Below are 26,772 nucleotides of genomic sequence, written 5' to 3'. Positions count from 1 at the left end.
TCAGCGCCCTCGGTAGTTCGGTGCCTCGACGGTCATCTGGATGTCGTGCGGGTGGCTCTCCACCAGGCCGGCCGACGTGATGCGGGTCAGCTGGCCGCGCTCCTTGAGGTCGGCGATGGTGGCCGCGCCCGCGTAGCCCATCGAGGCGCGCAGGCCGCCGACGAGCTGGTGGGCGACGCCCGACAGCGCGCCGCGGTAGGGCACCTGGCCCTCGATGCCCTCGGGGACGAGCTTGTCGTCGGAGAGCACGTCGTCGGCGAAGTAGCGGTCGCGGCTGAACGACTGGTTGCCGCGCTTCTGCATGGCGCCCAGGGACCCCATGCCGCGGTAGGTCTTGTACTGCTTGCCGTTCATGAAGACCAGCTCGCCCGGCGCCTCCTCGACGCCGGCGAACAGGCCGCCGATCATCACGGTGTCGGCGCCGGCGACCATCGCCTTGGCGATGTCACCGGAGTACTGCAGCCCGCCGTCGGCGATGACCGGGATCCCGGCCGGGCCGGCCGCGAGCCAGGCCTCGTAGATCGCGGTGATCTGCGGGACGCCGACTCCGGCGACGACGCGGGTGGTGCAGATCGAGCCCGGTCCGACGCCGACCTTGACCGCGTCCACGCCGGCCTCGACCAGGGCCTGGGCACCGGCGCGGGTGGCGACGTTGCCGCCGACCACCTCGACGCCGTTGTCGCCGCCGAACTCCTTCTTCACGCGGGCGACCATGTCGAGCACCGCGCGCTGGTGGCCGTGCGCGGTGTCGACGACGAGCACGTCGACACCGGCGTCGACCAGCAGCCCGGCGCGCTTGAACGCGTCCTCGCCGACGCCGAGGGCGGCGCCGACGACGAGGCGGCCGTCGGCGTCCTTGGTGCTCAGCGGGAACTGGTCGCGCTTGACGAAGTCCTTGACGGTGATCAGCCCGCGCAGGCGGCCGGCGTCGTCGACCAGGGGGAGCTTCTCGATCTTGTGCTTGGACAGCAGGGACAGCGCGGTGTCGGGGTCCACGCCGACGGGCGCGGTCACCAGCGGCATCGGCGTCATGACGTCGCGCACGAGCCGGTTCTGGTCGGTCTCGAACCGCATGTCGCGGTTGGTGACGATGCCCAGCAGGACGCCGTCGGCGTCCACCACCGGGGCGCCGGAGATGCGGTAGCGGGCCGACAGCGCGTCGACCTCGGCGAGCGTGCTGTCGGGCGAGCAGGTGACCGGGTTGGTCACCATGCCGGCCTCGGAGCGCTTCACCAGGTCGACCTGGCCGGCCTGCTCCTCGGCGGAGAGGTTGCGGTGGAGCACGCCCATGCCGCCGACCCGGGCCATGGCGATCGCCATCCGCGCCTCGGTGACGGTGTCCATGGCGCTGGAGAGCAGCGGCACGGCCAGCGTGATGCGGCGGGTCACCCGGCTGCTGGTGTCCACCTCGGCCGGGACCACGTCGGACGCCCCGGGGACGAGGAGGACGTCGTCGTAGGTGAGGCCGAGGCGGGCGAACTTCGCCGGCAGCTCCATGGTGCGGTCGTCGGGCTGCATGTGCGCGGCCACCCTTCGGGGCAGATCGGGGACTGTTCCCGGCCGGCTCACCCCGGGCAGAGAGGTGGCGGGCCTGTACTGATCGTAGGCGGCGGGGATGAGGAGGCGGCCTTCCGCCTGTACGACGACTACCGTGTGAGCCGTGTCCCCGTTCGACGACGCCTTCGGGCCGGACTTCGGTTCCACCGACCGTCCCGCTCCGCCACCGCTCACGATGGAGGAGCGCGCGGGAGTCCTCGACGACCTCGCCGAGCTCGAGGTGTTCCGCACCCTGCTCGAGCCCACCGGCATCAAGGGCATCGTCGTGGACTGCCCCGACTGCGAGGAGGAGCACCACGTCGACTGGGCGCTGATGCAGGCGAACCTGCGCCAGCTCCTGGAGGAGGGGCAGACCGGCCGGCACGAGCCGCCGTTCGAGCCGAACCCGGACGACTACGTCAGCTGGGACTACGCGAGCGGGTACGCCGACGGCATCGCCGCCCTGGCCGAGCGCGACGAGCCCAGCGGCCGACGCACCGGCCGCCACGCCCGCGACGACTGAGCCCAGCACGGACCGAGGGCCCCTCCCGACGATCGGGAGGGGCCCTCGGCGTGCGACGGGTGTCGCGGGTCAGGCCATGATGCCGCGGCGGAAGCCGAGGGCGACCGCCTCGGCGCGGTCCTTGGCGCCCAGCTTCCGGAACAGCCGGCGGGCGTGGGTCTTGATGGTGTCCTCGGACAGGTAGAGCTCGCGGCCGATCTGGGCGTTGCTCTTGCCCTGGCTCATGCCGGTGAGCACCTGCATCTCGCGCATGGACAGCGCCGGGGACGGGGTGGCCTCCCGGACGGTCGAGCGCACCGTGGTCGGCGCCGAGCCCGCCAGCGGCGCGGCACCGCTCCAGGCCATGGCCGGCTGCGGCGCCTGCTGCACCGGGATGCGGCCGTCGGCCCGCAGGCCGACCCGGGAGAGGCCCAGGCCCATCTCGATGGGGGTGGCGTCCCAGCGGAGGTAGCCGCGGGCACCGAAGGCGACGGCGGCGCGCACGCTCTCGGCGTCGTCGGGGGCACCGAGCACCAGCACCGGGAGACCCGGGTGGGCGCGCAGCGCCTGGGTGGCGGCCGAGAGGCCGGTGTCGACGGCGCGCTGCGTGCCGACGACGAGGACGTCGGGGCTGCGGGTGGCCAGGCGCGACATCAGCGACTGCCCGTCGCCGACCACCTCGACGCGACCGACGAAGGGCAGGGCGACCAGCCGCGAGGCGACGTCGTCACGGACCCGCCGTCGCTCGTCGTAGACCCACACGGTCGCGCCGTGCACCGGGGCACGCATCCTGTCCTCGATCACGCCTGCTCCTCGCTCTTCCCGGCCTGCGCCGGGGGTCCCCCGACCGGTCGGGAGGCCCGACCGGCTGTCGCTCGGGTGGAGGGCTCCCACCCGGGGGGCCCTCCACCTCTGCGCGGGTCGCGCACCGGATCCGGGTATCTCCCCCACCCGGTCGTCGGCGCGACCTGCAGCCACCTTGATCGACTCCCGGGGCCTCCGACAGACGCCCTCACCCCGGGGGGTGAGCGGCCCCGAACAGCGGTGACGCAGCACACATCGCCAAAAAGTTGCGAATCCGCAGGGTTTGACGGCGGGATGCCGAGGGCACCGGCCCCTTGCAGCCGGACGCCCCCCGGCTCGATCGAGTCCTGGAGGAGACATGGCCGACATCCGCAGACTCCCGACGCCCGTCGCCGAGGTCTGGGACTGGCAGCTCCACGGCGCCTGCCGTGGCGAGAACACGTCCCTCTTCTTCCACCCCGACGGCGAGCGCGGGCCGGCCCGGGCGCGTCGGCAGACCGCAGCCAAGGCCGTGTGCGCGCGGTGCCCGGTCGTCGAGGCGTGCCTCAAGCACGCCCTGGCGGTGCGGGAGCCCTACGGGGTCTGGGGCGGGATGAGCGAGGAGGAGCGGGCCCGGCTGATCGCCGCCGAGCCGGCCGCCGTCGCAGCCGGGGTCTGACACCCCCTACGAACGCCGAGAGGGCCCGGTCCAGGATTCCTGGACCGGGCCCTCTCGCGTGTGCGATCGAGCCGGCGGGGCCTAGTGGCTGTGGCCGTGCCCGCCGTGCGAGTGGCCGTGGGTGTGGTGCCCACCGGCGCCGTGGTCGTGCTCCTCCTCGGGAGCCTCGACGACGGCGGAGTCGGTGGTGAGCACCATCGCCGCGATCGAGACGGCGTTGCCCAGCGCGGCCTTGGTGACCTTGACCGGGTCGATGACGCCTTGGGCGGCCAGGTCGCCGTACTCACCGGTCGCGGCGTTGAAGCCCTGACCGGCGCCGGCCTCGCGCACCTTGGCGACGACGACGCGGCCCTCGAAGCCGGCGTTCTCGGCGATCTGCACCATCGGGGCGTCCAGCGCCGCGCGGACCGCGCGGGCACCGGTCAGCTCGTCGCCCTCGAGCGAGAGGCCGTCGATCGCCGAGGCGGCGTGCACCAGCGCAGAGCCGCCGCCGGGGATGACCCCCTCCTCGACCGCCGCGCGGGTGGCCGCGATGGCGTCCTCGATGCGGTGCTTGCGCTCCTTGAGCTCGACCTCGGTGGCCGCGCCGACGCGGATGACGCCGATGCCACCGGCCAGCTTCGCGAGGCGCTCCTGGAGCTTCTCGCGGTCCCAGTCGGAGTCGGTGGCGTCGATCTCGCGGCGGATCTGCGCCACCCGGTCGGCGATGCCGTCGGAGGTGCCGCCGCCGTCGACGATCGTGGTGGCGTCCTTGGTGACGGTGACCCGGCGGGCGGTGCCGAGCACCTCGAGGCCGACCTGGTCGAGCTTGAGGCCGACGTCCTCGGTGACGACCTGCCCGCCGGTGACGACGGCGAGGTCGGCCATGAACGCCTTGCGCCGGTCGCCGAAGTACGGCGACTTCACCGCGACGACCTTGATGGTCTTGCGGATCGAGTTCACGACCAGGGTCGACAGCGCCTCGCCCTCGACGTCCTCGGCGACGATCAGCAGCGGCCGGCCGCCGGTGGAGAGGACCTTCTCCAGCAGCGGGAGCAGCTCGGCCAGCGCGCTGACCTTGCCGCTGACCAGCAGCACGAGGGCGTCGTCCAGGACGGCCTCCATGGCCTCCTGGTCGGTGACGAAGTACGGCGAGAGGTAGCCCTTGTCGAACTGGACGCCCTCGGTGACGTCGAGCTCGGTGTGCAGGGTGTTGCTCTCCTCGACGGTGATGACGCCGTCCTTGCCGACGCGCTCCATCGCCTCGCCGATCAGCTCGCCGACCTCGGCGTCCTGGGCGGAGATGGTGGCGACGCCGGCGATGGCCTCGCGCTTCTCCACCGGGATGGCGGCGGCGTCGAGGGCGGCGTGCACGGCGTCGACGGCCGCGCGCATGCCGCGGCCGAGGCCGAGGGGGCTGGCACCGGCGGCGACGTTGCGCATGCCCTCGTGGACCAGCGCCTGGGCGAGCACGGTCGCGGTGGTCGTGCCGTCGCCGGCGACGTCGTTGGTCTTGGTCGCGACGCTCTTGGCGAGCTGCGCGCCGAGGTTCTCGTAGGGGTCGTCGAGCTCGACCTCACGGGCGATGGTGACGCCGTCGTTGGTGATGGTCGGGGCGCCGAACTTCTTGTCGAGGACGACGTTGCGGCCGCGGGGGCCGATCGTCACCTTGACGGCGTCGGCGAGCTTGTCGACACCGCGCTCGAGGGCCCGACGGGCGTCCTCGTTGAACTTGATGATCTTGGCCATGGGCTTGTCCGATCAGTAAGTGCAGGGCGAAAGACGACCGCCCCGGGACCCGAGTTCGGGTCGCCCGGGGCGGTCGAGGGAACTACTGGTGGAGCTTCTCGCCGTGCTGGGACGGCCTCGTCCAGAGGCTCGTCCCGAGCTCGCGAGGGATGAGGAGGACGAGGTCCTTCTACTTCTCCACGACGGCGAGCAGGTCGCGGGCGGAGAGCACGAGGTACTCCTCGCCAGCGTACTTGACCTCGGTGCCGCCGTACTTCGAGTAGATGACCACGTCGCCGACGTTCACGTCGAGCGGGACGCGGTTGCCGTTGTCGTCGATGCGGCCGGGGCCGACGGCGACGACGGTGCCCTCCTGGGGCTTCTCCTTGGCGGTGTCCGGGATGACCAGACCGGAGGCGGTGGTGGTCTCGGCCTCGTTGGCCTGGACCACGACCCGGTCCTCCAGCGGCTTGATGCTGACCTTGGTAGCGGTCGTCACGTCGGTGACGCCCCCTTCGGTGTCGGACGGCTGGTGGATGTTCGTGCTGTGGTGCTGATGCTGTGGCACGGGATCCGGGCACCCGCCGTCGCGGGGGTCGGGCGCCAGCCCGTGTCGCTTGGCACTCTACCTACGAGAGTGCCAGCCGCTCAACCTGGTCCCCGGGGTGGGTGACGACGGGACGGACCGGCCCGTACGCCACGCTGTGCCGGTGGACCGGGAACCCGAGGAGCAGACCGCCGAGACGGTGCGCCAGCTGCGCGCGCTGGCGACGCCGGAGGGTGCGGCGGCGCTGTCCCGGGCGTCGGTGCTCCTGGACGAGAGGGTGGACGCGGTCGCCGCCCTGACCCGGCTGCGCGCCGAGGTGGGCGCGGACCTGGCCGGACCGGCCTGGGGCATCGCGCGCCAGCGGCAGCGGGCCCGGGCGACGTTCGGGGCCGACGCCGACCGGCTGCTGTTCACCTCCGACGCGCTCGAGCAGGCCGGCCGCCCGGAGCTCGCGGCCCGTCGCGCCGCCCGGCTCCTCGCCGGCGGTGCGGACTCCGTCGCCGACCTCGGGTGCGCGGCGGGCACCGACACGATCGCGCTCGCCCGCGCCGGCGCGCGCGTGCTCGCCGTCGACGTCGACCCCGTCGCCCGCGAGCTCACCGCCCTCAACGTCGAGGCCATGGGGGTCGCCGACGACGTGTGGGTGGTGGCCGGCGACGCCGTCGAGCTGGTGGCGGCGGCGCGCGGCGGCGAGGTCGCGGGGTGCGGCGCCGCCGTCCTGGACCCGGCCAGGCGCGCGGGCGGCCGACGCCAGCTCGACCCCGACCACTGGTCCCCGCCGTGGTCGACCGTGGCCCAGCTGCTCGACCGGATGCCGACCTCGGTCGTGAAGGTCGCCCCCGGCCTCGACCACGACCGCGTCCCCGACGGCGTGGAGGCCGAGTGGGTCTCCGTCGGCGGCTCGATCGTCGAGGCGCTGCTGTGGGGCCGCGCGGTCTCCTCCACCTGGCGCCGCGCCACGGTCGTGCGCGACGGCGCCGCGCACGAGCTGACCGCCGACGCGGACCCCGGCCCGGCAGCTCCGGGGCCGGTGCGCGGCTGGCTGCACGAGCCGGACCCGGCGGTGATCCGCTCGGGCCTCGTGTCGCTGGTCGCCGCCGACCTCGGCGCGACGCTGGTCGACCCGACGATCGCCTACCTCACCTCCGACGCGCCCGCCGACGGCCCGTGGGTGCGCTCCTACCGGGTGGACGAGGTGCTGCCGTTCAACCTCAAGAAGCTGAAGGCGCTGCTGCGCTCCCGCGGCGTGGGCCGGGTGGTCGTGAAGAAGCGCGGCTCCGCGATCGAGCCGGAGACGCTGGCCCGCCAGCTGCGCGGCGACGGCTCCGGGACGGCGACCGTCGTCGTCACCCGCGTGGCTGGTGCACCCACCGCGCTCGTCTGCGACCTCACGTAGGGCGGGTCGACCCGCACCACCGGACCTGTAGCCGGGCCACGGTGCGGCCTCACGGTCGCCCGGGCGGCTCAACCCGGCCGAACGTCAACGGCTGACGACGCCCCCGGCCGCGGAGGCCAGGTCCCGGCGCATGCACACGCGGCGCCACCGGTCCAGGCCGTGCGCCGCCTCGCGCTCCCGGATCGCCCGCAGCCCCGGCGTCCACTCGCGCTCGTCCAGCACGCGGAAGCCGCACCGGCGGTAGTAGGGCGCGTTCCACGGCACGTCCTCGAAGGTGGTGAGGGTCAGCGACGTGAGGCCGGCCTCCGCGGCGTGCATGGCGGCGTGCTCGAGCAGCGCCCGCCCGACTCCCCGGCGGGCGGCCCGGGGGTGCACCGAGACCTGCTCGACGTGCAGCGCGCCGTCCACCGGCTCGGCGAGCAGGTAGCCGACCGGCTCGTCGTCCGCATCGGCCGCCGCCCAGGCCAGTCCGGCCCGCCGGTACCGATCCAGCTCGGCCGCCGGCAGCGGGTCGTCGGTGGCTATCTCCGGCATGCCGACGTCCGCGAACGCCCGCCCCGCGGCCCGCTCGATCTCCTGCGCCGTGCTCAGCTCCCCCGGGGCGAGGAGGCGGATCACCGGGGGCGGGCGCACGGCTCAGCGGCTGACGACGTCGATCGGCAGCGAGCTGTCCGCGCCCAGGTCGGGGGCCGACGGCGCGACACCGGCGGCGACCAGCCGGGAGCCGAGCGCGGCCACCATGGCGCCGTTGTCGGTGCACAGCTTGGGGCTGGGCACCCGGAGCACGATGCCGGCCGCGGCGCACCGCTCCTCGGCCAGGGCGCGCAGCCGCGAGTTGGCCGCCACTCCCCCGCCGAGCACCAGGTGGTCCACGCCGTGGTCCTTGCACGCCCGCACTGCCTTGGCGGTCAGCACGTCGGCGACCGCCTCCTGGAACGAGGCCGCGACGTCGGCGACCGGCACCGGCTCCCCCGCCCGCTCGCGCGCCTCGATCCAGCGGGCGACGGCGGTCTTCAGCCCGGAGAACGAGAAGTCGTAGACCGGGTCCCGCGGCCCGGTGAGCCCGCGCGGGAAGGCGATCGCGTCCGGGTCGCCCTCGCGGGCGGCGCGGTCGATCGGCGGCCCGCCCGGGAACGGCAGACCGAGCACGCGGGCGACCTTGTCGAAGGCCTCCCCCGCCGCGTCGTCGATGGTGCGGCCGAGCGACTGCACCTCCTGCGCCAGGTCGGGCACCAGCAGCAGCGAGCTGTGCCCACCCGAGACCAGCATCGCGATCGACGGCTCGGCCAGCGGGCCGTGCTGCAGCTCGTCGACGGCGACGTGCGCGGCCAGGTGGTTGACGCCGTACAGCGGCTTGTCCAGCGCCAGCGCGTAGGCCTTGGCCGCCGCCACGCCCACCAGCAGCGCGCCGGTGAGGCCGGGGCCGCTGGTCACCGCCACGGCGTCGACGTCGGAGGCCTGCAGGCCGGCCTCGGCGAGTGCGCGGTGCACGGTGGGCACCATCGCCTCGAGGTGCGCCCGCGAGGCGATCTCGGGCACGACCCCGCCGAACCGCTCGTGCTCGGCCATCGAGGTGGCCAGCGCGTCGGCGAGCAGGGTGTGCCCGCGGACGATGCCGACACCGGTCTCGTCGCACGAGGTCTCGAACCCCAGGACGATCGGTTCCTGCTTCACGGCTTCTCCCGCCTCATGACGACCGCGTCCGTGCCGCTCGGTTGGTAGTACCTCGGCCGCCGGCCGATCTCGGCGAACCCGCGCCGCCGGTACAGCCCCTGGGCCAGCTCGTTGTCCGCCCGCACCTCGAGCAGCACCACGGGGCTCCGCCGCCGGTCGGCCTCGGCGAGCAGCGCGTCCAGCAGCTGCGCCCCGATGCCCTCGCCCTGCCGTGCCCCCGTGACGCCGATCGTCGCCACGTGCGCCTCGTCGGAGTAGGCGATCAGCCCGGCGTACCCGACGACCGACTCGCCGTCCTCGGCGACCAGGTAGTGCCGGGTCCCGGTCTGCGCCAGCTCCTCCCGGTACATCGCCGCCGTCCACGTGTCGGGGGCGAAGAGCTCCTCCTCCAGCACCATCACCGCGGGGATGTCGGCCAGCCGCATCGGCCGCAGCCGGGTCACTGCGTCACGGCCTTGATCGACGTCGGGGGCACCGCGTCGGGCCGGCGCAGGTACAGCGGGACCAGCGGCGCCGCGGAGCCCGGGTCGGCCAGCTGGTCGGCGGCGGCGCGCAGCAGCCCTGCGGTCGTGACGTCGGCCCGGGCCACCTCCGCGCCCAGCCGCTGCTCGAAGGCGGGGTCACCGACGAACGGGCCGGGCAGGCCCAGCTCCTCCGGCCGGACGACCGCCGGGCCGTCGGTGCGCGAGCCGTCGGCGGCGTAGGTGGCCCAGTAGACCTCCTTGCGGCGGGCGTCGGTGACGACGGTCCGCGCGCCCGAGCCCACCGCGTCCAGCGAGCAGACGCCCACGACGGGCAGCCCCCGGGCGTCGGCGATCGCGGCGGCGGTGACCACGCCGACCCGCAGGCCGGTGAAGGGCCCGGGGCCCAGCCCGGTGACGACGGCCTCGACGTCGGCCAGCGACAGCCCGGCGTCGGCCAGCGCACCCCGGACCGCGGGCGTCAGCAGCTCGGCGTGCTTCGTGCCCGAGGGGACGGCGCGCTCGGCCAGGACCTCGGCGCCACCGTCGGGTGTCCACCGCGCCACGCCCGCGACGAGGGTCGGGGTGGCGGTGTCGAGCGCGAGGACCAGCACGGAGGGCCAGGGTAGTGCGCGCCGCCCGCCGGGGTGTCAGCCGGCGATGGCACGGCCGGCTGTCAGCCGGCGATCGTCTGCCGCTCCGGCTCGATCCAGACGATGACCCGCTCGCTGTGGATGTTCTCCGCCGGGTAGGGCCGACCGTCGTACTTCTGGGACAGCTCGTCGATCTGGGCGCGCGCCCGCTCCCCGCGCTCGGTCTCCACGACCCGGCCGCGCACCTCGGCGTACCGGTAGGGGTTGCCGGCGTCGAGGATCGCCAGGGTGACGCGGGGGTCGCGCTCGAGGTCCTTGTACTTCTGCCGGTGTACCTCGGTGTTCACGCACACCCGCGCGCCGTCGGTGTGCACCCACACGTACTGCGTCTGGATGCGGCCGCTCGGCAGCAGCGTGCTCATCGCCGCGTAGTTCGCGCCCTCCGCCAGCTCGCGGGTGACCGGGTGGAGCTCGGGACCGTCCTGGGTGTCTGCCACGACCGCGCCGTACCCGCGCGTGCCGCGGCCATGCGGCAGGCTGGCGGCGACCGGCAGCGGGTGCCGCGGGAACGGACGGGGTGGGCGATGAGCGGCGGTACCGGCCCCGGCCGCCCCGAGTGGGTCGGCCAGCTCGTCCGGTTCGCGGCCGTGGGCGCGGTGAGCGCCCTGGTGGACCTCGGCGTCTACACGCTCGGGCTGCACCTGGGCCTGCCCACGTACGCGGCGCGCGCGATCAGCTTCGCGGCCGGCACGACGACGGCGTACGTGCTGAACCGGCGGTGGGCGTTCGGGGTCTCCGGCGGGCGCCGCCGGGCCGCGTCGTTCGCGCTGCTCTACGGCACCACGTTCGTCGTCATCCTGGCCACCAACGCCCTCGCCCTGGCCACCCTGCCCGGCTCCTCGTGGCGGGTGACGCTGGCCTGGGCGCTCTCGCAGGGGCTCGGGACGGCGGTCAACTTCGTGGTGCTGCGGCTGGTGGTCTTCCGCGCGTGACCCCGGTGGGCCGGCCCGCGCGGCGGTAGTCGGTCACCCACAGCCCGGCGAGGACCTCGCGGTCCCCGCGCGGCCGGAACCCGGCGCGCTCGTACAGCGCGCGGGCCGGAGCGTTGTCCCGGCCGGTGGAGACGACGACGTCGCGGCCGGCGGCGTGGTCCAGGAGCACGCCGACCAGCGCCCGGCCCACGCCGCGCCGGTGCGCCGCCGGGTCGACGACGAGCCGGTCGACCTGCAGCACGTCCGGCGACTCCGCCCAGGCCAGGGCACCGAGGACGGCTCCGTCCTCCTCGGCGACCGCCCAGCGCAGCGGCGCGGAGACCATGTCGTCGACGCTCTCGTGCAGCGCGGGGATCCGGTCGTCACCGATCAGCGCCGCCTCCACCGCGTAGGCCGCCCGCTGCAGCCGCCAGAGCCGCGCGGCGAGCCCGCCGTCCTCCCGCGGGTGGCGCGCCACGTCCACCCGCACCGCCGGGGCGGTCACGCGCCTCCGCCGAGCCGCTGCTCCCAGCCGGGGCCGTGCGGCAGCAGGACGGCGGTGCGGACGTCGTCCTCCCGCCGGTCCAGCCGCACCTCGAGGTGCTCGTCGGCCAGCTGCTCGACCAGGCCCTGCCCCCACTCGACGACGGTCACCGACTCCTCCGTCGAGGCGTCCAGGTCGAGGTCGTCGACGTCGGCGTGGCCGCCCAGCCGGTAGGCGTCGACGTGCACGAGCGGGATGCGCCCGTCGCGGTGGGCCCGGGCGATGACGAACGTCGGCGACGTCACCGGCTCGCGCACGCCCAGCCCGGCGCCGATGCCCTGGGTCAGCGCGGTCTTGCCCGCCCCCAGCGGCCCGACCAGGACCAGCAGGTCCCCCGGGCGCGCCAGCTCGGCCAGCTGCCGGCCGAGCTCGTGGGTGTCGGCGAGCGTCGGCAGCACGTGCTCGCGCTTCACGCGGTTCCCTCCAGGGTCGCTGCGACGGCGGTGAGGTCGGCGAGCAGCCCTGCCCGCGGCGCCCCGTTCGGCCCGAACCGGATGGCCGCCGACGGGTGGTAGGTCGCCCACACGGCACGGCCGTCGACCTCGTGCGGCCGGCCGCGGACGGAGGCGAGGACGGTCCGGGGGCCGAGGAACCACTTGGCCGACGACAGCCCGAGCGCCACGACGACCGGCGCGCCGAGCAGGTCCAGCTGGCGCCGCAGCCAGCCGCTGCACCGCGCGACCTCGGGGGCCTTCGGGGTGCGGTTCGCCGGCGGGCGGCACTTGACCACGTTCAGCACGGCGGCCTCGGCCCGGTCCAGCCCGGCCTCGGCGAGCAGCAGGTCCAGCAGCGCACCCGACTTCCCGACGAACGGCCGGCCGGTCTCGTCCTCGGTGGCCCCGGGCGCCTCCCCGACCAGCACGAGCCGGGGACGTCCGGTCACCGGCACGTCGCCGACGACGACGTGCTGCCGGGTCGCGGCCAGCTCGGGGCAGGCCACGCACGTCCGCGCCGCCGCGGCCAGCGCCGCCCAGTCCGGGGCCGCCTCCGCGGTGGCGGCGACGGTCCGGGCGTCGTGGTCGGCACCGACCGGGCTCATCGGGGCGCCCTCCCGGACCGCTGCCCTGCCCCGGCGCGGCGGAGCAGCGCGGTGATCGCGGCGCTGACCTCGTCGGGTCGCTCCAGCTGCACCATGTGGCCGGCCCCGGGGACGACCACGTACTCGGACGAGGCCTCGCCGGCCCGCCCGAGCCGCTCCGCGATCAGGTCGCTGTGCTCCTTGGGGATCATCTTGTCCCGGTCGCCGGTGAGCACCAGCGTGGGGACGGCGCGCAGCGGCTCGAGCGAGCCGGTCTCGTCCAGGCCGGCCAGCGCCGGGTAGAACTCCGCGATCACGTCGACCGGGGTGCCGGCGATCATCGCGTCCACGTAGCGCCCCAGCGCCGGGTCGACGTCGGAGGAGCCGAACGACAGCGAGCGCGTCGCGACCGACACCAGCTCCGCGGCCACCCGCCGGGTGCGCTCGGCGAACGCCGGGCGGTGCCGCATGGTCCACGCGGCGACCGGCAGGACGGCGGCCCGCACCCGGGTGAGCATCTCGGGGAGGCCGAAGTTCAGGTCGGCGAGGTTGCCGCTGGAGGTCGAGACGAGCGCGGCCCCCACCACGCGGCTGCCGAACAGCTCCGGCCGCAGCGCCGCCAGGCCCATGACCGTCATGCCGCCCATGGAGTGGCCGACCAGCACCACCGGCCCACGCGGGACCCGGGCGTCGAGCACCGCGAGCAGGTCGCGGGCGAGCTGCTCGATCGTCGAGTTCTCCGGCCTGCCGCGGCCGGAGGCCCCGTGGCCGCGCTGGTCGTAGAACACCAGGCGGGCGTCCGGCCGGTGGCCGTTCTCCGTGGCGAGCTCGGCGGCCAGGGTGCGCCGCTGGAAGGCCCAGGAGGCCATGGAGAGGGTGTAGCCGTGCACGAAGACGACGGTCAGCGGGGCGTCGCGCGGCCCGATCTCCTCGACGGCCAGCAGGACGCGGTCGTCGGTCTGCACCAGCGCCGTGCGGTCGGCCGGCCGCGCCTCCAGGCCGAGGGGGTCGACCTCGCGCAGCTGCGCCTCGGTGAGGTTCTCCGGCAGCTCCGCCGCCGGCCCGAGCTCCGCGGCGCGCACCCGGCGGGCGGCGATCTTGCTGACCGCGACGCCCGTGGCGGTGCCGGCCGCGGCCAGGCCCAGCAGGGCGCCGACCACCCCGGCCTTGCGGGCCTTCGGGTGCTTGTGCGGAGCTCCCCCGCGGGCCATCAGACCGCCCCCGCCGAGCCGACGTACCGGCGGGCGAACCGTCCCCCGATCCGGGTGACCAGCTCGTAGTGGATGGTGCCGGTGGCGTCGGCCCACTGCTGGGCCGTCGGCTCACCGCCGTCGCCCGGCCCCCACAGGACCACCTCGTCGCCGGGCGCGACCGCCGCGTCGCCGACGTCGACGACGAACTGGTCCATGCACACCCGGCCGGCGATGGTGCGCTGAGCGCCGGCCGCCAGGACCGGCGCGCTGTTCCCCCCGGCGCGCGGCACCCCGTCGGCGTAGCCGACCGGCACCAGGGCCAGCGTCGTCTCGGCCGGCGTCGTGTACGTGTGGCCGTAGGAGACGCCGGACCCCGCGGGCACGCGCTTGGCCAGCGCGACCCGCGCCCGCACGGTCATCGCCGGTCGCAGCCCGTGCGCGGCGGCGTCCCCGCCCAGCGGGTCCAGGCCGTAGACGGCGACCCCGGGCCGCACCATGTCGAACCAGGTGTCGGGCAGCGCCACGGTCGCCGCGGAGTTGGCGAGGTGCCGTCGGGCGTCGGTGAGGCCGGCCGAGCGCGCGATGCCCACCGCCTCCTCGAACGCACGCACCTGGGCGCCGATGGTGGGGTGGGTGGGCGCGTCGGCGTAGGCCATGTGGCTCCACAGCCCGACGACGGTCACGTCGCCGTCGGCCTGCGCGCGGACGGCTGCGGCCACCAGCCCGGGCCACTCGGCAGCCGTGGCGCCCTCCCGGGACAGCCCGGTGTCGACGAACAGGTGCAGCCGCGCGGGCCGTCCGGTGGCCCGGGCCGCGGCCACGACCTCGGCCAGCGCCCAGACCGCGTTCACCGAGACCTCGAGGTCGGCGGTGAGCGCGGCGGCGTAGTCGGCGCCCGGCCCGTTCAGCCAGGTCAGCACGGGGGCGGTGACCCCGGCGGCGCGCAGCGCCAGCCCCTCCTCCAGGACGGTGACCCCCAGCTGGTCGGCGCCGCCGGCCAGCGCGGCCCGAGCCGCCGGGACCAGCCCGTGGCCGTAGGCGTCGGCCTTGACGACCGCCATCAGCGGCCGGCGCACGCGCTCGCGGAGCGCAGCGGTGTTGGCCGCGATCGCGTCGAGGTCGACGACGATCTCGGCCCCGGTCCCGTTCGTCACGGTCCCGAGTCTGGCAGGCGCACCGGACGGCCACCGCGCACCCGGTCGATCGCCGCGGGCAGGTGCCGCACCAGGTCACCGGCGATCAGCGGCCCCTCGGCGGCCGCCAGCTGCCCGGCCCGGCCGTGCACGTGCGCCGCCACGGCCGCCGCCTCGGCCGCGGGGAGGTCGGTGGCCAGCAGCGCGCCGGTGATGCCCGAGAGCACGTCGCCCGTGCCGGCCGTGGCCAGCCAGGGGGTACCCGTGGCGTTGACGAACGCCGTGCCGCGGGGGTCCGCGACGACCGTGGCCTCGCCCTTGAGCAGGACGACGGCGCCGAGGTCGGCGGCCAGCCGCCGGGCCGCACCGATGCGGTCCTCGCCCACCTCCGCACCGAACCGGGCGAACTCGCGGTCGTGCGGGGTCAGCACGGTGGCGGCGGCGCGCTGCCGGACCAGGTCGGGCTCGCGCGCGAGCAGGGTCAGCGCGTCGGCGTCGACCAGCACCGGGAGGTCGGTGGCCAGCACCTCGGCCAGCACGCCGCGGGCGTCGTCGTCGGTGCCCGTGCCGGGCCCGACCACCCACGCCTGCACCCGCCCGGCGTCGGAGGGCCGCCCCTCGGTGACGATCGCCTCGGGCCACGCGGCGCGGACCCCCTCGGCGGCGGTCCCCGCGTAGCGCACCAGCCCCGGCCGGGTGCGCAGCGCCGCCCCGGTGCAGAGCACGCCGGCACCCGGGTAGGTCGCCGAGCCGGCGACGACGCCGACCACGCCCTGCGAGTACTTGTCGTCACCGGCCTCGGGCACCGGCAGCCGGCCCGCGACGTCGGCGTCGGTCAGCTGCCACGCCCGCGCGGGCCGGAGGTGCTCCCCCAGCCCGATGTCGACCAGGTGCACCTCGCCGGCGTGCGCGCGCCCGGCACCGACGACGAGGCCGGGCTTCACCGCGCCGAAGGTGACGGTGTGGGTGGCCGGGAAGGCGGCGCCCTCGACCGCGCCGGTGTCCGCGTCGACGCCGCTCGGCACGTCGACGGCGACCATGAGCGCGGGCCCGCCGGCCGCCCGCTCGACGAGCGCCGCGGCGGACGGGCGGAGGCCTCCGGAACCGCCGATGCCCACGATCCCGTCGAGCACGAGGTCGGCCCGGTCGAGCAAGGGCCCGGCGTCGTCGGGCGCGACGGTGCGTCCCCCCGCCCGGCGGAGGGCGGCCAGCCCCGGGGCGTGCGCCCGCTCGGGGCTGAGCAGGACGGCGGTGACGCGGGCCCCGCGCCCGGCGAGCAGGGCGCCGGCGTGCAGCGCGTCCCCGCCGTTGCCGCCGGCACCCACCAGCAGGGCGACGCGGGCGCCGTAGGGGCGGCCGAGCAGCCGCAGGCAGACCGTGGCCAGCCCGGTCGCGGCGCGCTGCATGAGGGCGCCGTCCGGGAGCGCGGCGAGCAGCGGCGCCTCCGCGGCCCGCACCTCGTCGGCGGTGTGCAGCCCGATCACGACGCCTCCCGCGGGAAGCCCTCGGCGACGACCACGGCCGAGGCGATGCCGCCGTCGTGGCTGAGCGAGACGTGCCACGACGTGACGCCCAGCTGCGCCGCGCGCCCGGCCACCGAGCCGCGCACCTCCAGGTGCGGCCGGCCGTGCTCGCCGACGGTCACCTCGGCGTCGTGCCAGTGCAGGTCACCGGGCGCGCCGAGCGCCTTGGCCAGCGCCTCCTTGGCCGCGAACCGGGCGGCTAGGGACTCACCGCTGCGGGGGTTGCCCGCGGGCGTGCGCTGCTCGGCCGCGGTGAACAGCCGGTCGCGCAGCCCGGGCGTCCGGGTGAGCGACTCCGCGAACCGCTCCACCGGCACCACGTCGATCCCGACACCGATGATCACCTGGGCGAGTGTATGGAACGGCCCCTCCGCAGGGGTCCCGGCGCGAGCGGAGCGAGTGCTGGGGGGAGGCGGAGGGGTCCTTCTGCTACTCGACGGTGACGGACTTGGCCAGGTTGCGCGGCTGGTCGACGTCGAAGCCGCGGGTGTCCGCGATCTCGCAGGAGAGGACCTGCAGCGGCACGGTGGTGACCACCGGAGCCATCAGCGTCGGCGTGCGGGGCACCCGGATCAGGTGGTCGGCGTAGGGGACGACGTCCTCGTCGCCCTCCTCCGCGATCACGATGGTGCGGGCCCCGCGGGCGCGCACCTCCTGGATGTTGGAGACCACCTTGCCGTGCACCGAGTTGCGGCTGCGCGGCGAGGGCACGATCACCACGACCGGCGTCCCCTGGTCGATGACGGCGATCGGCCCGTGCTTGAGCTCGCCGGCGGCGAAGCCCTCGGCGTGGATGTAGGCGAGCTCCTTGAGCTTGAGCGCGCCCTCGAGCGCGACGGGGAACCCGACGTGCCGGCCGAGGAAGAGGATCGTGTTCGCGTCGGCCAGCGAGCGGCCCAGCGCGCGGACCGGCTCCATCTGCTCGAGCACCTTCTCCACCGCCTCGGGCAGGCGGCGGAGGTCGTCGACGATGGCGGCGATCTCGTCCTCGTACTTGATGCCGCGCACCTGGGCGAGGAAGAGCCCCACCAGGTAGCAGGCGACGATCTGGCTGAGGAAGGCCTTGGTGGAGGCGACGGCGATCTCGGGGCCGGCGTGCGTGTAGAGCACCGCGTCGGACTCGCGCGGGATGGTCGACCCGTTGGCGTTGCAGATCGCCAGGACGCGGGCCTTCTGCTCCTTGGCGTGCCGCAGGGCCATCAGGGTGTCCATGGTCTCGCCGGACTGGCTGATGACGATCACGAGCGTGGAGCGGTCGAGCACCGGGTCGCGGTAGCGGAACTCGCTGGCCACCTCGACCTCGACCGGGATCCGGGTCCAGTGCTCGATGGCGTACTTGGCGATCAGGCCCGCGTGGTAGGAGGTCCCGCACGAGACGACGAAGATCTTGTCGATGTCGCGCAGCTCCTCGTCGGAGAGGCGGACCTCGTCCAGGAGCAGCTCGCCGTTCTCCCCGAGGCGGCCGAGCAGCGTGTCGGCGACGGCCTGGGGCTGCTCGGCGATCTCCTTGAGCATGAACCAGTCGTAGCCGCCCTTCTCGGCGGCCGCGGCGTCCCAGTCGACGGTGTAGGCCTTGGGCTCGGCGGGCGTGCCGTCGAAGCCGGTCACGGTGAGGCCGCGGGTGCGGTCGATCTCCACGACCTGGTCCTGGCCGAGCTCGCGGGCCTCGCGGGTGTGCCCGATGAAGGCGGCGACGTCGGACCCCAGGAAGTACTCGCCGTCGCCGACGCCCACGACCAGGGGGCTGCTGCGGCGGGCGGCGACGAGGGTGTCGGGCTCGGCGACGTGCGTGGCGACGAGGGTGAAGGCGCCCTCCAGCCGCTGGCAGACGCCGCGCATCGCCTCGGCGAGGCGGCCCTCGCCCTCGGGGGTGGCCTCGTAGACCGCCGCGAGCAGGTGGGCGACGACCTCGGTGTCGGTCTCAGACGAGAACTCGATGCCCGAGGCCTCGCACTCGGCGCGCAGCGCGGCGAAGTTCTCGATGATGCCGTTGTGGATCACCGCGACGGTGCCGTCCGCGGAGACGTGCGGGTGGGCGTTCCGGTCGCTCGGGCCGCCGTGCGTGGCCCAGCGCGTGTGGCCGATGCCGATGGTGGCCGCCGGCAGCGGCTGCTCGGCGAGCTCCTTCTCCAGGTTGGCCAGCTTGCCGGCCTTCTTGGCCGTGCTCAGCTCACCGTCCGAGAGGAGGGCGACGCCTGCCGAGTCGTACCCGCGGTACTCCAGCCTCCGGAGTCCTTCCAGGACGACGTCAAGCGCGCCCTGCGGACCGACGTAACCCACGATGCCGCACATTGGTCCGAGGATACCGCCGGAGGCGGACCGATCCGTCAACGACGCCGTCGCAGGCCCCCCGGGCGCTGCTCGGCTCGCCCTGCGTCACACGCGGCCCACCAGCCACCCGCGGGACCGCGGGCGCCGCCCGTCAGACGACGGCGACGACGGCGGCCAGCCGCTGGGCGACCGCGTCGGCCTGCTCCTGCGTGGGCGCCTCGACCATGACGCGCACCAGCTGCTCGGTCCCGGACGGGCGCAGCAGCACCCGGCCGGAGTCGCCGAGCTCCTCCTCCACCGCGTTCACCGCGGCGGCGACCTCGTCGCTCTCGGCGACGGCGAGCCGGTCCTGCACGGGCACGTTGATGAGCACCTGCGGGAGCCGCTGCACGACGGAGGCGAGCTCGGCCAGCGAGGAGCCGGTCGCGGCCATGCGGGAGAGCAGGGACAGGCCGGTGAGCAGACCGTCGCCGGTGGTGGCGTGCTCGAGGAACACGAGGTGGCCGCTCTGCTCGCCGCCGAGGCTCAGCCCCCGCGCGCGGAGGGCCTCCAGCACGTAGCGGTCGCCCACGGCGGTGGTGTGCACGGCGATGCCTGCGTCGCGCATCGTGTGGTGGAAGCCCAGGTTGCTCATCACCGTCGCCACGACGGTGTCGGACCTCAGTTCGCCGCGCTCGTGCAGCGCCAGCGCGCAGATGGCCAGGATCGCGTCGCCGTCGACGACCTCGCCGGAGGCGGTCACGGCCAGGCAGCGGTCGGCGTCGCCGTCGTGGGCGATGCCGATGTCCGCGCCGTGCTCGCGCACCGCGCTGACGAGCGGGCCCAGGTGGGTCGAGCCGATGCCGTCGTTGATGTTCCAGCCGTCGGGCTCGCAGCCGATGGCGTGGACGGTGGCCCCGGCACGGCGGTAGACCTCGGGAGCGGCACCGGCGGCGGCGCCGTGCGCCCCGTCGACGACCACGGAGAGGCCGGACAGCGGCCGGTCCACGGTCGACAGCAGGTGCTCGACGTAGGAGTCGACGCCGTCGGTGAGCGCCTGGACGCGGCCGATCGCGGCGCCGGTCGGGCGGTGCCCGTCGGTCACGCCGGAGGTGACGGCCTGCTCGATGGCGGCCTCGACGGCGTCGGGGAGCTTGTGCCCGCCCCGGCTGAAGAGCTTGATGCCGTTGTCGGGCATCGGGTTGTGGCTGGCCGAGATCATGACGCCGAGGTCGGCGTCGCTGCGGCCGGTCAGGTAGGCCAGCGCCGGCGTGGGGACCACGCCGGCCAGGAGCACCTCGGCTCCGGCGCTCGTGAGGCCCGCGACGACCGCGGCCTCGAGCATCTCCCCGCTGGCGCGGGGGTCGCGGCCGACGACCGCGACGGGACGCGAGGCCCCGTCGCGGTCGGCGAGCACGCCTGCGGCGGCACGAGCCACCGAGAGGGCCAGCTCCGGCGTGAGGTCGGAGTTGGCCCGACCCCGGACGCCGTCGGTCCCGAAGAGTCTCCCCCCCATGGACGACGCCGCCGTGCCGGTCAGCGCTTGGAGTACTGAGGAGCCTTGCGGGCCTTCTTGAGCCCGTACTTCTTGCGCTCCTTGACGCGAGCGTCACGGGTCAGGAAGCCGGCCTTCTTGAGGGCCGGGCGGTCCTCGGCCTCGACCTCGATGAGGGCGCGGGCGATCGCCAGGCGGAGGGCACCGGCCTGGCCGGTGACGCCGCCACCCTTGAGCAGGCCGACGACGTCGTACTGCTCGGCCTTCTCGAGGGTCACGAACGGCTCACGGATGAGCTGCTGGTGCACCTTGTTCGGGAAGTACTCCTCGAGGGTGCGGCCGTTGAGCTTGAACTGGCCGGTGCCGGGCAGGAGGCGCACCCGGACGATGGCCTCCTTGCGGCGGCCGACGGTCTGGATCGGACGCCCGTCGGCGTCGGTCACGGTCAGTGCGCTGGTCACTGGGCCACCTGCTTGATCTCGTAGTTCGTGGGCGCCTGCGCGGCGTGCGGGTGCTCGGGGCCGGCGTAGACCTTGAGCTTCTTGAGCATCTGCCGACCGAGGGTGTTGTGCGGCAGCATGCCCTTGATCGCGCGCTCGATGACGCGGTCGGGGTGCGTGCGCAGCTGGTCGCCCACGTTGATGGTCTTGAGACCACCCGGGTGACCGGAGTGCCGGTAGGCGAGCTTGTCGTCCCGCTTCGACCCGGTCAGGGCGACCTTGCCGGCGTTGACGATGACGACGAAGTCGCCGACGTCGACGTGCGGGGCGTACTGGGGCTTGTGCTTGCCGCGCAGCAGCTGCGCGGTCTGGCTGGCCAGTCGACCGAGCACCACATCGGTGGCGTCGATGACGTGCCAGGCCCGGGCGACCTCGCCGGGCTTGGGGGTGTACGTGCGCACGGGCGCTCGACTCCTTGCGTCGTCGTCGGGGTGGCTGGTGGGTTCGCCTCACCGAGCACGGGAGACGTGGGTCGACGCGCGCAGCACCAGCCGGCTCGCGCGCGCCAGCCGTTCACGATACCAGCCGGGCGATCTCGCCCTCCCGCCGCCGGCGGGCAGGGGTCAGGCGACCTCGCGGACCAGCCCCGTGTCGACGTCGTAGACCGTGCCGCGCACCTCGTGCGAGAGCAGGTAGGGGCTCTCCTTGATGAGCCGGATCGACTCGCGGACGTCGTCGTCGACGTCGGTGAAGGCCCGGGCCGCCCACGGCGGGCGCCGGCCGGTGGCCTTCTCGACCGCGTCGGCGAAGGAGATGTCGTCGGTGGCCTGCAGGCCGCACTCGGTGTGGTGCACCAGGACGATCTCCCGGGTGCCCAGCGCGTGCTGGCTGATGGTGAGCGACCGGATGACGTCCTCGGTGACGACCCCGCCGGCGTTGCGGATCACGTGCGCGTCGCCGACCTCCAGGCCGAGGACGCCGAACAGCGGGATGCGCGCGTCCATGCAGGCCACCACGGCCACCTTGCGGGCCGGGCGCACCGGCTTGCTGCCCGGGAACCTCGCCGCCCAGGCTGCGTTCGCCTCGAGCATCCGGTCGATCTCCGCCACGTCCGTCCTCCGTCTCTCCGTCGGTGCCCGGGGACAGTAACCGGCGGCCGCCGGGCCGGCAGCAGGGACGATCGGCCAGGATGGGCGGGTGCGCACGGTCGAGGAACACCAGGCGGTGGTGAACGCCCTGCTGCCGGCCATGCCGGAGGAGACCGTCCCGCTGGCCGAGGCGCACGGGCGGGTGCTGGCCCGCGACGTCGTGGCGCAGGTCCCGCTGCCCGGCTTCGACAACTCCGCGATGGACGGGTACGCCGGCCGCTGGGCCGAGCTGGCCGGCCCCGACGGCGGCCCCGTGCGGCTGCCGGTCGCCGAGGACATCCCCGCCGGCCGCAGCGACGTCGTGGCGCTCGCACCCGGCACCGTGCACCGCATCATGACCGGTGCCCCGCTGCCGCCGGGTGCCGACGTCGTCGTCCCGGTGGAGCTCACCGACGGCGGCACCGACGTCGTCGAGATCCGGGACCGCCCACCCGTCGGCAGCCACCTGCGCGGAGCCGGTGAGGACATCGCGGCGGGCACCGTCGCGCTGTCCGCCGGGGCGCCGCTGGGCGCGGCGCAGCTGGGCCTGGCCGCGGCGGTCGGGGTCACCGCGCTCACCGTCCGGCGCCGGCCCCGCGTGCTGGTCCTGTCCACCGGCAGCGAGCTGGTCGAGCCGGGCCGGCCGCTGCAGCGGGGGCAGATCTACGAGTCGAACTCGACGCTGCTGGCCGCCGCTGTCGAGGAGGCCGGCGGCGTCCCCCGGCGCCTGCACTTCGTGCCCGACGACGTCGACCAGTTCCTCACCACCGTCCGGGCGGAGCTGGCCTCGGCCGACCTGCTGGTCACCAGCGGCGGGGTGAGCGCCGGCGCGTACGAGGTCGTCAAGGACGCCTTCCGCACCCTGGGTACCGTCGAGTTCGGCAAGGTGGCGATGCAGCCCGGCGGTCCCCAGGGCGCCGGCACCGTCGACGGCGTCCCGGTCGTGACGCTGCCGGGCAACCCGGTCAGCTCCTTCGTGTCCTTCGAGGTGTTCGTCCGCCCGGCCCTGCGCCGGGCGCTCGGGCACGCCTTCCCCGACCGGCTGCGGGCCCCCGCGCGCCTCTCCGGGCCGCTGCGCTCCCCGGCGGGCAGGCGCCAGTTCCTGCGCGGCCGGTACGACGGCGGCGAGGTCTCCCAGGTCGGCGGGCCCGGCTCGCACCTGGTGGCGCACCTCGCCCGCGCCAACTGCCTCGTGGTGGTCCCCGAGGACGTCACCGAACTGCCCGCCGGCGCGCACGTCGACGTGGTGCTGATCGAAGGAGCCCTGCAATGACCGGACCGCGGCTCACGCACGTGGACGAGACCGGCGCCGCCCGCATGGTCGACGTCAGCGCCAAGCAGGTCACCGCCCGCGAGGCGACCGCGGCCGGCCGGGTGCTGGTCAGCGCCGAGGTCGTCGACCTGCTCCGCGGGAAGGGCGTGCCCAAGGGCGACGCCGTCGCCGTCGCGCGGATCGCCGGCATCGCCGGGGCCAAGCGGACCCCGGACCTCGTGCCGCTGTGCCACCCGATCGCCCTGCACGGCGTCACCGTGGACATCGAGGTCACCGACGACGCCGTGGAGATCACCGCCACCGCCCGCACCGCCGACCGGACCGGGGTGGAGATGGAGGCGCTGACTGCGGTCTCCGTGGCCGGCCTGACCATGATCGACATGGTCAAGGCGGTGGACCCGCGGGCGAGCGTCACCGACGTCCGGCTGCTGCGGAAGACCGGCGGCAAGAGCGGCGAGTGGACCCGGTGAGCAGCCCCCTGGCCGGTGCGCGCGCCGTCGTCGTCACCGCGTCGAACCGGGCCTCCGCGGGCGTCTACGAGGACCGCAGCGGCCAGGCTCTGGCGGCCGGGCTGCGCGAGCTCGGCTTCGCCGTCGAGGGCCCGCACGTGCGCCCGGACGACGTCGAGGAGCTGGCCGCGGTGCTGCGGGACGCCGTCGACCTGGGCGTCGACCTGGTGGTCACGACCGGCGGCACCGGCCTGTCCCCCACCGACGTGACCCCGGAGGCCACCCGGGCGGTCCTCGACCGGGAGGCACCGGGCATCGCCGAGGCGGTCCGCCGGTACGGAGCCGAGAACGGGGTGCCGACCGCGGTCCTCTCTCGGGGGCTGGCCGGCACGGCCGGGCGCACGCTGATCGTGAACCTGCCGGGGTCGACCGGCGGCGTGAAGGACGGCCTGGCGGTCCTCGGGCCGCTGCTGCCGCACGTGGTCAGCCAGCTCCGCGGCGGCGACCACTGATCAGTCCGGGAGGACGATCCGCTCCTGGTGCGTGTAGACGTTGCACCCGTCGCCGCGCAGGAAGCCGACCAGGGTGATGCCGACCTCGCGGGCGAGCTCCACCGCCAGGGACGACGGCGCCGAGACGGCGGCGAGCACCGGGATGCCGGCCATGGCCGCCTTCTGGGTGAGCTCGAAGCTGGCCCGCCCGCTGACCATGAGCACGTGCCCCGCCAGCGGCAGCCGACCGGCGCGCACGCCGTCGCCGACCACCTTGTCCACCGCGTTGTGCCGGCCGACGTCCTCGCGCAGCGCCACCAGCTCGCCCTCGGCGGTGAACAGGCCCGCGGCGTGCAGCCCGCCGGTCTTCTCGAACACCTGCTGCTCGGCCCGCAGCCGGTCCGGCAGGGCCAGCAGCACCTCCAGCGGCAGCCGCGCCCCGTCGGAGGCGACGTCGAAGGTCGTCCTGGTGCGGATCGCGTCGATGCTCGCCTTGCCGCAGACCCCGCACGAGCTCGACGTGTAGAAGTTCCGCTCCAGGCCGGTGTCCGGGACGGGCACGCCGGGCGCGAGGTCGACGTCCACCACGTTGTAGGTGTTGCGGCCGTCGGCGTCGACCGAGTCGCAGTACCGCAGGCCGGCCACGTCGGCGGCCCCGGTGATGACCCCCTCGGTGGCCAGGAAGCCGTGCACCAGGTCGAAGTCGTCGCCGGGCGTCCGCATGGTCACGGCGAGCGCTGTGCCGCCCAGCCGGATCTCCAGCGGCTCCTCGGCCGCCACGGTGTCGGGCCGGGTGGTGTGCTGCGGCCCGCGGATGCGCAGCACCGGGGTGCGGCTGGTGACTCGTCCCACGGGGGCGACGGTACCCAGGCCCGGCGGCCTACGGTGCTGCGCATGGAGGATCTGCCGCCGTACTCGGCCGTGGTGCTGGCCGGCGGCCGTGCCGCGCGGCTGGGCGGGCAGGCGAAGCCGCAGCTGGACGTCGGTGGCCGCACCATGCTGGCCGCCGTCCTCGCCGCCGCGGCGGACGCGGCGCTCCGGGTGGTGGTCGGGCCCCCGCAGCCCACGGCCCCGGGCGTCGTGGTCGTCCGGGAGGAGCCGCCCGGAGGCGGACCGGTCGCCGCGCTGCGGGCGGGGCTCGCCGCCGTCGACACGGACGTCGTCGCCGTGCTCGCCGCCGACCTGCCCTTCCTCACCGCGCAGCTGGTCACCGAGCTGCGCCGGGGCCTGCGGGCCGACGGCGTGCTCGTCGTCGACGACACCGGCCGTGACCAGCTGCTGCTCGGCGTCTGGCGGACGGCGGCCCTGCGCCGCGCCGTGGCGGCCCCCGGGGCCCCGGCCGCGCTGCACCACGCGCTGGGCGGGCTGGAGGTGGACCGGCACCGTCCGCCCGTCGCCCCCGGCTCCGTGCCGCCGTGGGTGGACTGCGACACACCTGAGGAGCTGGCGAGCGCCCGGGAGGTAGCCGCCCGGCGCCCCGGGTAGGGCGCCCCCATGCGCATCGTCATCGCCGGGGCCCACGGCCAGATCGCCCGCCGCCTCGGCCGCCTGCTGTCCGCCCGCGGGGACTCCGTCACCGGGATCGTCCGCAACCCCGACCACCGGGCCGACCTGGAGGCCGACGGCACGGCCCCGGCGGTGCTGGACCTGGAGCAGGCCGGCGTCGAGGACGTGGCCGCGGTGGTCTCGGGCGCCGACGCCGTCGTGTTCGCCGCCGGGGCGGGCCCGGGCAGCGGCACCGGCCGCAAGGACACCGTCGACCGCGCCGCCGCCGTCCTGCTCGCCGACGCCGCCGAGCGGGCCGGCGTCCGCCGGTACGTACTGGTGTCGTCGATGGGCGTGGACCTGGTCGCCGACGGCGCTCAGCCCGACGGCGTCGACGAGGTCTTCACCGCCTACCTGCGCGCGAAGCTGGCCGCCGAGCAGGACCTGCTGGCGCGGGAGGCGCTCGCCGTCACGGTGGTCCGTCCCGGCGGGCTCACCGACGACCCGGGCACCGGCCGGGTGACCCTGGCCCGGCACGCCGACCGCGGCAGCATCCCGCGGGACGACGTCGCCGCGGTCCTCCTCGCGCTCCTCGACGCCGGCCGCGACGGGGCCGTGGTGGAGCTGGTCTCCGGCGACACCCCGATCGACGACGCGGTGCGCTCCCTGCCGTGAACCCGAGCGGTCACTCGCCCCGGCGGGCGCGGGTGACGCGGGTGCGGGCGGCGAGCTCGTCGTCGGCCGGGTAGTCGACCGCGACCAGCGTCAGCCCGTGGGCGGGGGCCACCGGCACCTCGCTGGCCCGCTCGGTGCGGCTCAGCAGGCCCGCGGGCCAGTCCAGCGGGCGGCGCCCCTCCCCCACGGCGACCAGCCCGCCGACGAGGCTGCGGACCATCGAGTGGCAGAAGGCGTCGGCCGAGGCGTCGATGCGCACCACCTCGCCGCCGTCGTCCTCGCGCCGGCGCTCGACGGTGAGCCGCAGCAGCGTGCGCACGGTCGTGGCCCCCTCGCGCCGCTTGCAGTAGGCGGCGAAGTCGTTCTCGCCCAGCAGCAGGCCCGCGGCCAGGTCCATGGCGGCTGCGTCCAGCCGCCGGGGCCAGGCGACGGTGTCCGACCTGCGCAGCGGAGGGGCGCCGGCCGGCTCGTCGGTGAGCCGGTAGACGTAGTGCCGGGCCAGCGCGCCGAACCGGGCGTCGAAGTCCGGGTGCGCCTCGGTGACCGCGCGCACGGCGACGTCGGAGGGCAGGACCCCGCGCAGCCTGCGGAGGAGCTTCGGGGCCTGCTCCTCCCACAGCGGGGCGGGCACGTCGCAGTGCACGACCTGACCGGTGGCGTGCACCCCCGCGTCGGTCCGCCCGGCGACGGTCAGCTCGACGGGTCGGCGCAGCACGGTGGCCAGCCCCCGCTCCAGCTCCTCCTGGACCGTGCGCAGGGACGGCTGGCGCGCCCACCCGTGGAAGGCGGTCCCGTCGTACTGGACCGCGAGACGAAGACGGACGAGC

The 26,772-nt window shown here is 75.4% G+C and carries 32 protein-coding genes; 9 read left to right on the top strand and 23 right to left on the bottom strand.

The window, feature by feature from the left end:
- A complete protein-coding gene (gene guaB / locus E4P43_RS01050) occupies nucleotides 1-1,518 on the bottom strand; it encodes an IMP dehydrogenase (protein WP_135143566.1) in 1,518 nt (505 codons plus the stop codon).
- A gap of 142 nt (nucleotides 1,519-1,660) precedes the next feature.
- Here guaB and E4P43_RS01045 point away from each other — a divergent pair, with 142 nt between their 5' ends.
- Nucleotides 1,661-2,059, top strand: coding sequence for a DUF5319 family protein (locus E4P43_RS01045; RefSeq protein WP_135143565.1), 399 nt, complete (start codon nucleotides 1,661-1,663; stop codon nucleotides 2,057-2,059).
- A gap of 69 nt (nucleotides 2,060-2,128) precedes the next feature.
- Here E4P43_RS01045 and E4P43_RS01040 read toward each other — a convergent pair whose 3' ends face one another.
- Nucleotides 2,129-2,827, bottom strand: a complete 699-nt coding sequence (locus E4P43_RS01040; RefSeq protein ID WP_167759016.1) for a response regulator transcription factor — start codon at nucleotides 2,825-2,827, stop codon at nucleotides 2,129-2,131.
- A 373-nt stretch (nucleotides 2,828-3,200) separates the two neighbouring features.
- On the opposite strand from E4P43_RS01040, the gene E4P43_RS01035 reads away from it, so the two are divergent.
- Nucleotides 3,201-3,500: a WhiB family transcriptional regulator gene (locus E4P43_RS01035; RefSeq protein WP_104527703.1), complete on the top strand. Its 300-nt coding sequence runs from the start codon at nucleotides 3,201-3,203 to the stop codon at nucleotides 3,498-3,500.
- 81 nt (nucleotides 3,501-3,581) lie between these two features.
- Here the strand turns inward: E4P43_RS01035 and groL are convergent, their stop codons facing one another.
- Nucleotides 3,582-5,228 (bottom strand): chaperonin GroEL, encoded by a 1,647-nt coding sequence (groL, locus tag E4P43_RS01030; RefSeq protein ID WP_135143563.1) that lies wholly within the window; start codon nucleotides 5,226-5,228, stop codon nucleotides 3,582-3,584.
- 169 nt (nucleotides 5,229-5,397) lie between these two features.
- A complete protein-coding gene (gene groES, locus E4P43_RS01025; RefSeq protein ID WP_014377938.1) occupies nucleotides 5,398-5,706 on the bottom strand; it encodes a co-chaperone GroES in 309 nt (102 codons plus the stop codon).
- A 211-nt stretch (nucleotides 5,707-5,917) separates the two neighbouring features.
- On the opposite strand from groES, the gene E4P43_RS01020 reads away from it, so the two are divergent.
- A complete protein-coding gene (locus tag E4P43_RS01020) occupies nucleotides 5,918-7,150 on the top strand; it encodes a class I SAM-dependent methyltransferase (RefSeq protein ID WP_135143562.1) in 1,233 nt (410 codons plus the stop codon).
- An 84-nt stretch (nucleotides 7,151-7,234) separates the two neighbouring features.
- Here the strand turns inward: E4P43_RS01020 and E4P43_RS01015 are convergent, their stop codons facing one another.
- The 5 genes from E4P43_RS01015 to E4P43_RS00995 all read right to left on the bottom strand — a co-directional run bounded on the left by E4P43_RS01015 (nucleotide 7,235) and on the right by E4P43_RS00995 (nucleotide 10,375).
- The gene (locus tag E4P43_RS01015; RefSeq protein ID WP_209313662.1) at nucleotides 7,235-7,783 is read right to left on the bottom strand and encodes a GNAT family N-acetyltransferase; all 549 of its coding nucleotides are present in this window, start codon (nucleotides 7,781-7,783) and stop codon (nucleotides 7,235-7,237) included.
- 3 nt (nucleotides 7,784-7,786) lie between these two features.
- The gene (tsaD, locus tag E4P43_RS01010) at nucleotides 7,787-8,824 is read right to left on the bottom strand and encodes a tRNA (adenosine(37)-N6)-threonylcarbamoyltransferase complex transferase subunit TsaD (protein ID WP_135143561.1); all 1,038 of its coding nucleotides are present in this window, start codon (nucleotides 8,822-8,824) and stop codon (nucleotides 7,787-7,789) included.
- Nucleotides 8,821-9,267, bottom strand: coding sequence for a ribosomal protein S18-alanine N-acetyltransferase (gene rimI / locus E4P43_RS01005; protein WP_245158859.1), 447 nt, complete (start codon nucleotides 9,265-9,267; stop codon nucleotides 8,821-8,823). The genes tsaD and rimI overlap by 4 nt, the downstream gene beginning before the upstream one ends.
- Entirely contained in the window at nucleotides 9,264-9,899 is a 636-nt protein-coding gene (tsaB, locus tag E4P43_RS01000) for a tRNA (adenosine(37)-N6)-threonylcarbamoyltransferase complex dimerization subunit type 1 TsaB (RefSeq protein ID WP_135143560.1), read from the bottom strand. Before tsaB ends, rimI begins: the two co-directional genes overlap by 4 nt.
- Before the next feature lie 62 nt (nucleotides 9,900-9,961).
- Nucleotides 9,962-10,375, bottom strand: a complete 414-nt coding sequence (locus E4P43_RS00995; RefSeq protein ID WP_135143559.1) for a PPOX class F420-dependent oxidoreductase — start codon at nucleotides 10,373-10,375, stop codon at nucleotides 9,962-9,964.
- 87 nt (nucleotides 10,376-10,462) lie between these two features.
- Here E4P43_RS00995 and E4P43_RS00990 point away from each other — a divergent pair, with 87 nt between their 5' ends.
- Nucleotides 10,463-10,870 carry a GtrA family protein gene (locus E4P43_RS00990; protein ID WP_135143558.1) on the top strand — a complete coding sequence of 136 codons (408 nt, stop codon included), beginning with the start codon at nucleotides 10,463-10,465 and terminating at the stop codon, nucleotides 10,868-10,870.
- Here E4P43_RS00990 and E4P43_RS00985 read toward each other — a convergent pair.
- The 12 genes from E4P43_RS00985 to E4P43_RS00930 form a co-directional block, all read right to left on the bottom strand.
- Nucleotides 10,830-11,354, bottom strand: a complete 525-nt coding sequence (locus E4P43_RS00985) for a GNAT family N-acetyltransferase (protein ID WP_135143557.1) — start codon at nucleotides 11,352-11,354, stop codon at nucleotides 10,830-10,832. The two genes, E4P43_RS00990 and E4P43_RS00985, sit on opposite strands and share 41 nt — an antisense overlap.
- Nucleotides 11,351-11,806, bottom strand: coding sequence for a tRNA (adenosine(37)-N6)-threonylcarbamoyltransferase complex ATPase subunit type 1 TsaE (gene tsaE, locus E4P43_RS00980; RefSeq protein ID WP_135143556.1), 456 nt, complete (start codon nucleotides 11,804-11,806; stop codon nucleotides 11,351-11,353). The genes E4P43_RS00985 and tsaE overlap by 4 nt, the downstream gene beginning before the upstream one ends.
- Complete coding sequence (locus E4P43_RS00975; RefSeq protein ID WP_135143555.1) at nucleotides 11,803-12,432, bottom strand: uracil-DNA glycosylase; 630 nt, start codon at nucleotides 12,430-12,432, stop codon at nucleotides 11,803-11,805. The genes tsaE and E4P43_RS00975 overlap by 4 nt, the downstream gene beginning before the upstream one ends.
- Nucleotides 12,429-13,622 carry an alpha/beta hydrolase gene (locus E4P43_RS00970; RefSeq protein ID WP_135143554.1) on the bottom strand — a complete coding sequence of 398 codons (1,194 nt, stop codon included), beginning with the start codon at nucleotides 13,620-13,622 and terminating at the stop codon, nucleotides 12,429-12,431. Before E4P43_RS00970 ends, E4P43_RS00975 begins: the two co-directional genes overlap by 4 nt.
- The gene (alr, locus tag E4P43_RS00965) at nucleotides 13,622-14,758 is read right to left on the bottom strand and encodes an alanine racemase (protein WP_135143553.1); all 1,137 of its coding nucleotides are present in this window, start codon (nucleotides 14,756-14,758) and stop codon (nucleotides 13,622-13,624) included. The genes E4P43_RS00970 and alr overlap by 1 nt, the downstream gene beginning before the upstream one ends.
- Nucleotides 14,755-16,221 (bottom strand): NAD(P)H-hydrate dehydratase, encoded by a 1,467-nt coding sequence (locus E4P43_RS00960; RefSeq protein WP_135143552.1) that lies wholly within the window; start codon nucleotides 16,219-16,221, stop codon nucleotides 14,755-14,757. Before E4P43_RS00960 ends, alr begins: the two co-directional genes overlap by 4 nt.
- Entirely contained in the window at nucleotides 16,218-16,604 is a 387-nt protein-coding gene (locus tag E4P43_RS00955; protein ID WP_135143551.1) for a holo-ACP synthase, read from the bottom strand. The genes E4P43_RS00960 and E4P43_RS00955 overlap by 4 nt, the downstream gene beginning before the upstream one ends.
- Before the next feature lie 85 nt (nucleotides 16,605-16,689).
- Nucleotides 16,690-18,552 (bottom strand): glutamine--fructose-6-phosphate transaminase (isomerizing), encoded by a 1,863-nt coding sequence (glmS, locus tag E4P43_RS00950; protein ID WP_135143550.1) that lies wholly within the window; start codon nucleotides 18,550-18,552, stop codon nucleotides 16,690-16,692.
- A 130-nt stretch (nucleotides 18,553-18,682) separates the two neighbouring features.
- Nucleotides 18,683-20,026, bottom strand: coding sequence for a phosphoglucosamine mutase (glmM, locus tag E4P43_RS00945; RefSeq protein ID WP_135143549.1), 1,344 nt, complete (start codon nucleotides 20,024-20,026; stop codon nucleotides 18,683-18,685).
- A 20-nt stretch (nucleotides 20,027-20,046) separates the two neighbouring features.
- Complete coding sequence (rpsI, locus tag E4P43_RS00940; RefSeq protein WP_135143548.1) at nucleotides 20,047-20,466, bottom strand: 30S ribosomal protein S9; 420 nt, start codon at nucleotides 20,464-20,466, stop codon at nucleotides 20,047-20,049.
- Entirely contained in the window at nucleotides 20,463-20,906 is a 444-nt protein-coding gene (rplM, locus tag E4P43_RS00935) for a 50S ribosomal protein L13 (RefSeq protein WP_135143547.1), read from the bottom strand. Before rplM ends, rpsI begins: the two co-directional genes overlap by 4 nt.
- A gap of 162 nt (nucleotides 20,907-21,068) precedes the next feature.
- Nucleotides 21,069-21,554: a carbonic anhydrase gene (locus E4P43_RS00930; protein WP_135143546.1), complete on the bottom strand. Its 486-nt coding sequence runs from the start codon at nucleotides 21,552-21,554 to the stop codon at nucleotides 21,069-21,071.
- Between the two features lie 88 nt (nucleotides 21,555-21,642).
- Between E4P43_RS00930 and glp the strand changes: the two genes are divergently transcribed.
- From glp to E4P43_RS00915, 3 genes are read left to right on the top strand one after another with little or no spacing between them, the layout of a single operon-like run.
- Nucleotides 21,643-22,845 (top strand): gephyrin-like molybdotransferase Glp, encoded by a 1,203-nt coding sequence (gene glp / locus E4P43_RS00925; protein ID WP_135143545.1) that lies wholly within the window; start codon nucleotides 21,643-21,645, stop codon nucleotides 22,843-22,845.
- Entirely contained in the window at nucleotides 22,842-23,315 is a 474-nt protein-coding gene (moaC, locus tag E4P43_RS00920) for a cyclic pyranopterin monophosphate synthase MoaC (protein WP_135143544.1), read from the top strand. Before glp ends, moaC begins: the two co-directional genes overlap by 4 nt.
- Nucleotides 23,312-23,806, top strand: coding sequence for a MogA/MoaB family molybdenum cofactor biosynthesis protein (locus E4P43_RS00915; RefSeq protein ID WP_135143543.1), 495 nt, complete (start codon nucleotides 23,312-23,314; stop codon nucleotides 23,804-23,806). Before moaC ends, E4P43_RS00915 begins: the two co-directional genes overlap by 4 nt.
- Here E4P43_RS00915 and fdhD read toward each other — a convergent pair whose 3' ends face one another.
- A complete protein-coding gene (gene fdhD / locus E4P43_RS00910) occupies nucleotides 23,807-24,637 on the bottom strand; it encodes a formate dehydrogenase accessory sulfurtransferase FdhD (protein ID WP_135143542.1) in 831 nt (276 codons plus the stop codon).
- Nucleotides 24,638-24,679: 42 nt separating this feature from the next.
- Here fdhD and E4P43_RS00905 point away from each other — a divergent pair, with 42 nt between their 5' ends.
- Together E4P43_RS00905 and E4P43_RS00900 are read left to right on the top strand one after the other, a co-directional pair.
- Nucleotides 24,680-25,270: an NTP transferase domain-containing protein gene (locus E4P43_RS00905; RefSeq protein ID WP_135143541.1), complete on the top strand. Its 591-nt coding sequence runs from the start codon at nucleotides 24,680-24,682 to the stop codon at nucleotides 25,268-25,270.
- A 9-nt stretch (nucleotides 25,271-25,279) separates the two neighbouring features.
- Complete coding sequence (locus E4P43_RS00900) at nucleotides 25,280-25,945, top strand: NAD(P)H-binding protein (RefSeq protein ID WP_135143540.1); 666 nt, start codon at nucleotides 25,280-25,282, stop codon at nucleotides 25,943-25,945.
- A 10-nt stretch (nucleotides 25,946-25,955) separates the two neighbouring features.
- On the opposite strand, the gene truA is transcribed toward E4P43_RS00900, so the two are convergent.
- Nucleotides 25,956-26,772, bottom strand: an 817-nt coding sequence (gene truA / locus E4P43_RS00895; RefSeq protein ID WP_135143539.1) for a tRNA pseudouridine(38-40) synthase TruA, incomplete at its 5' end; no start/stop codon positions are given.

The organism is Blastococcus sp. TF02A-35, from assembly GCF_004571075.1.
Lineage (GTDB): Bacteria > Actinomycetota > Actinomycetes > Mycobacteriales > Geodermatophilaceae > Blastococcus.
The sequence above is the reverse complement of the archived record's forward strand: the minus strand, read 5'-3'. Positions and strand labels throughout refer to the sequence as shown.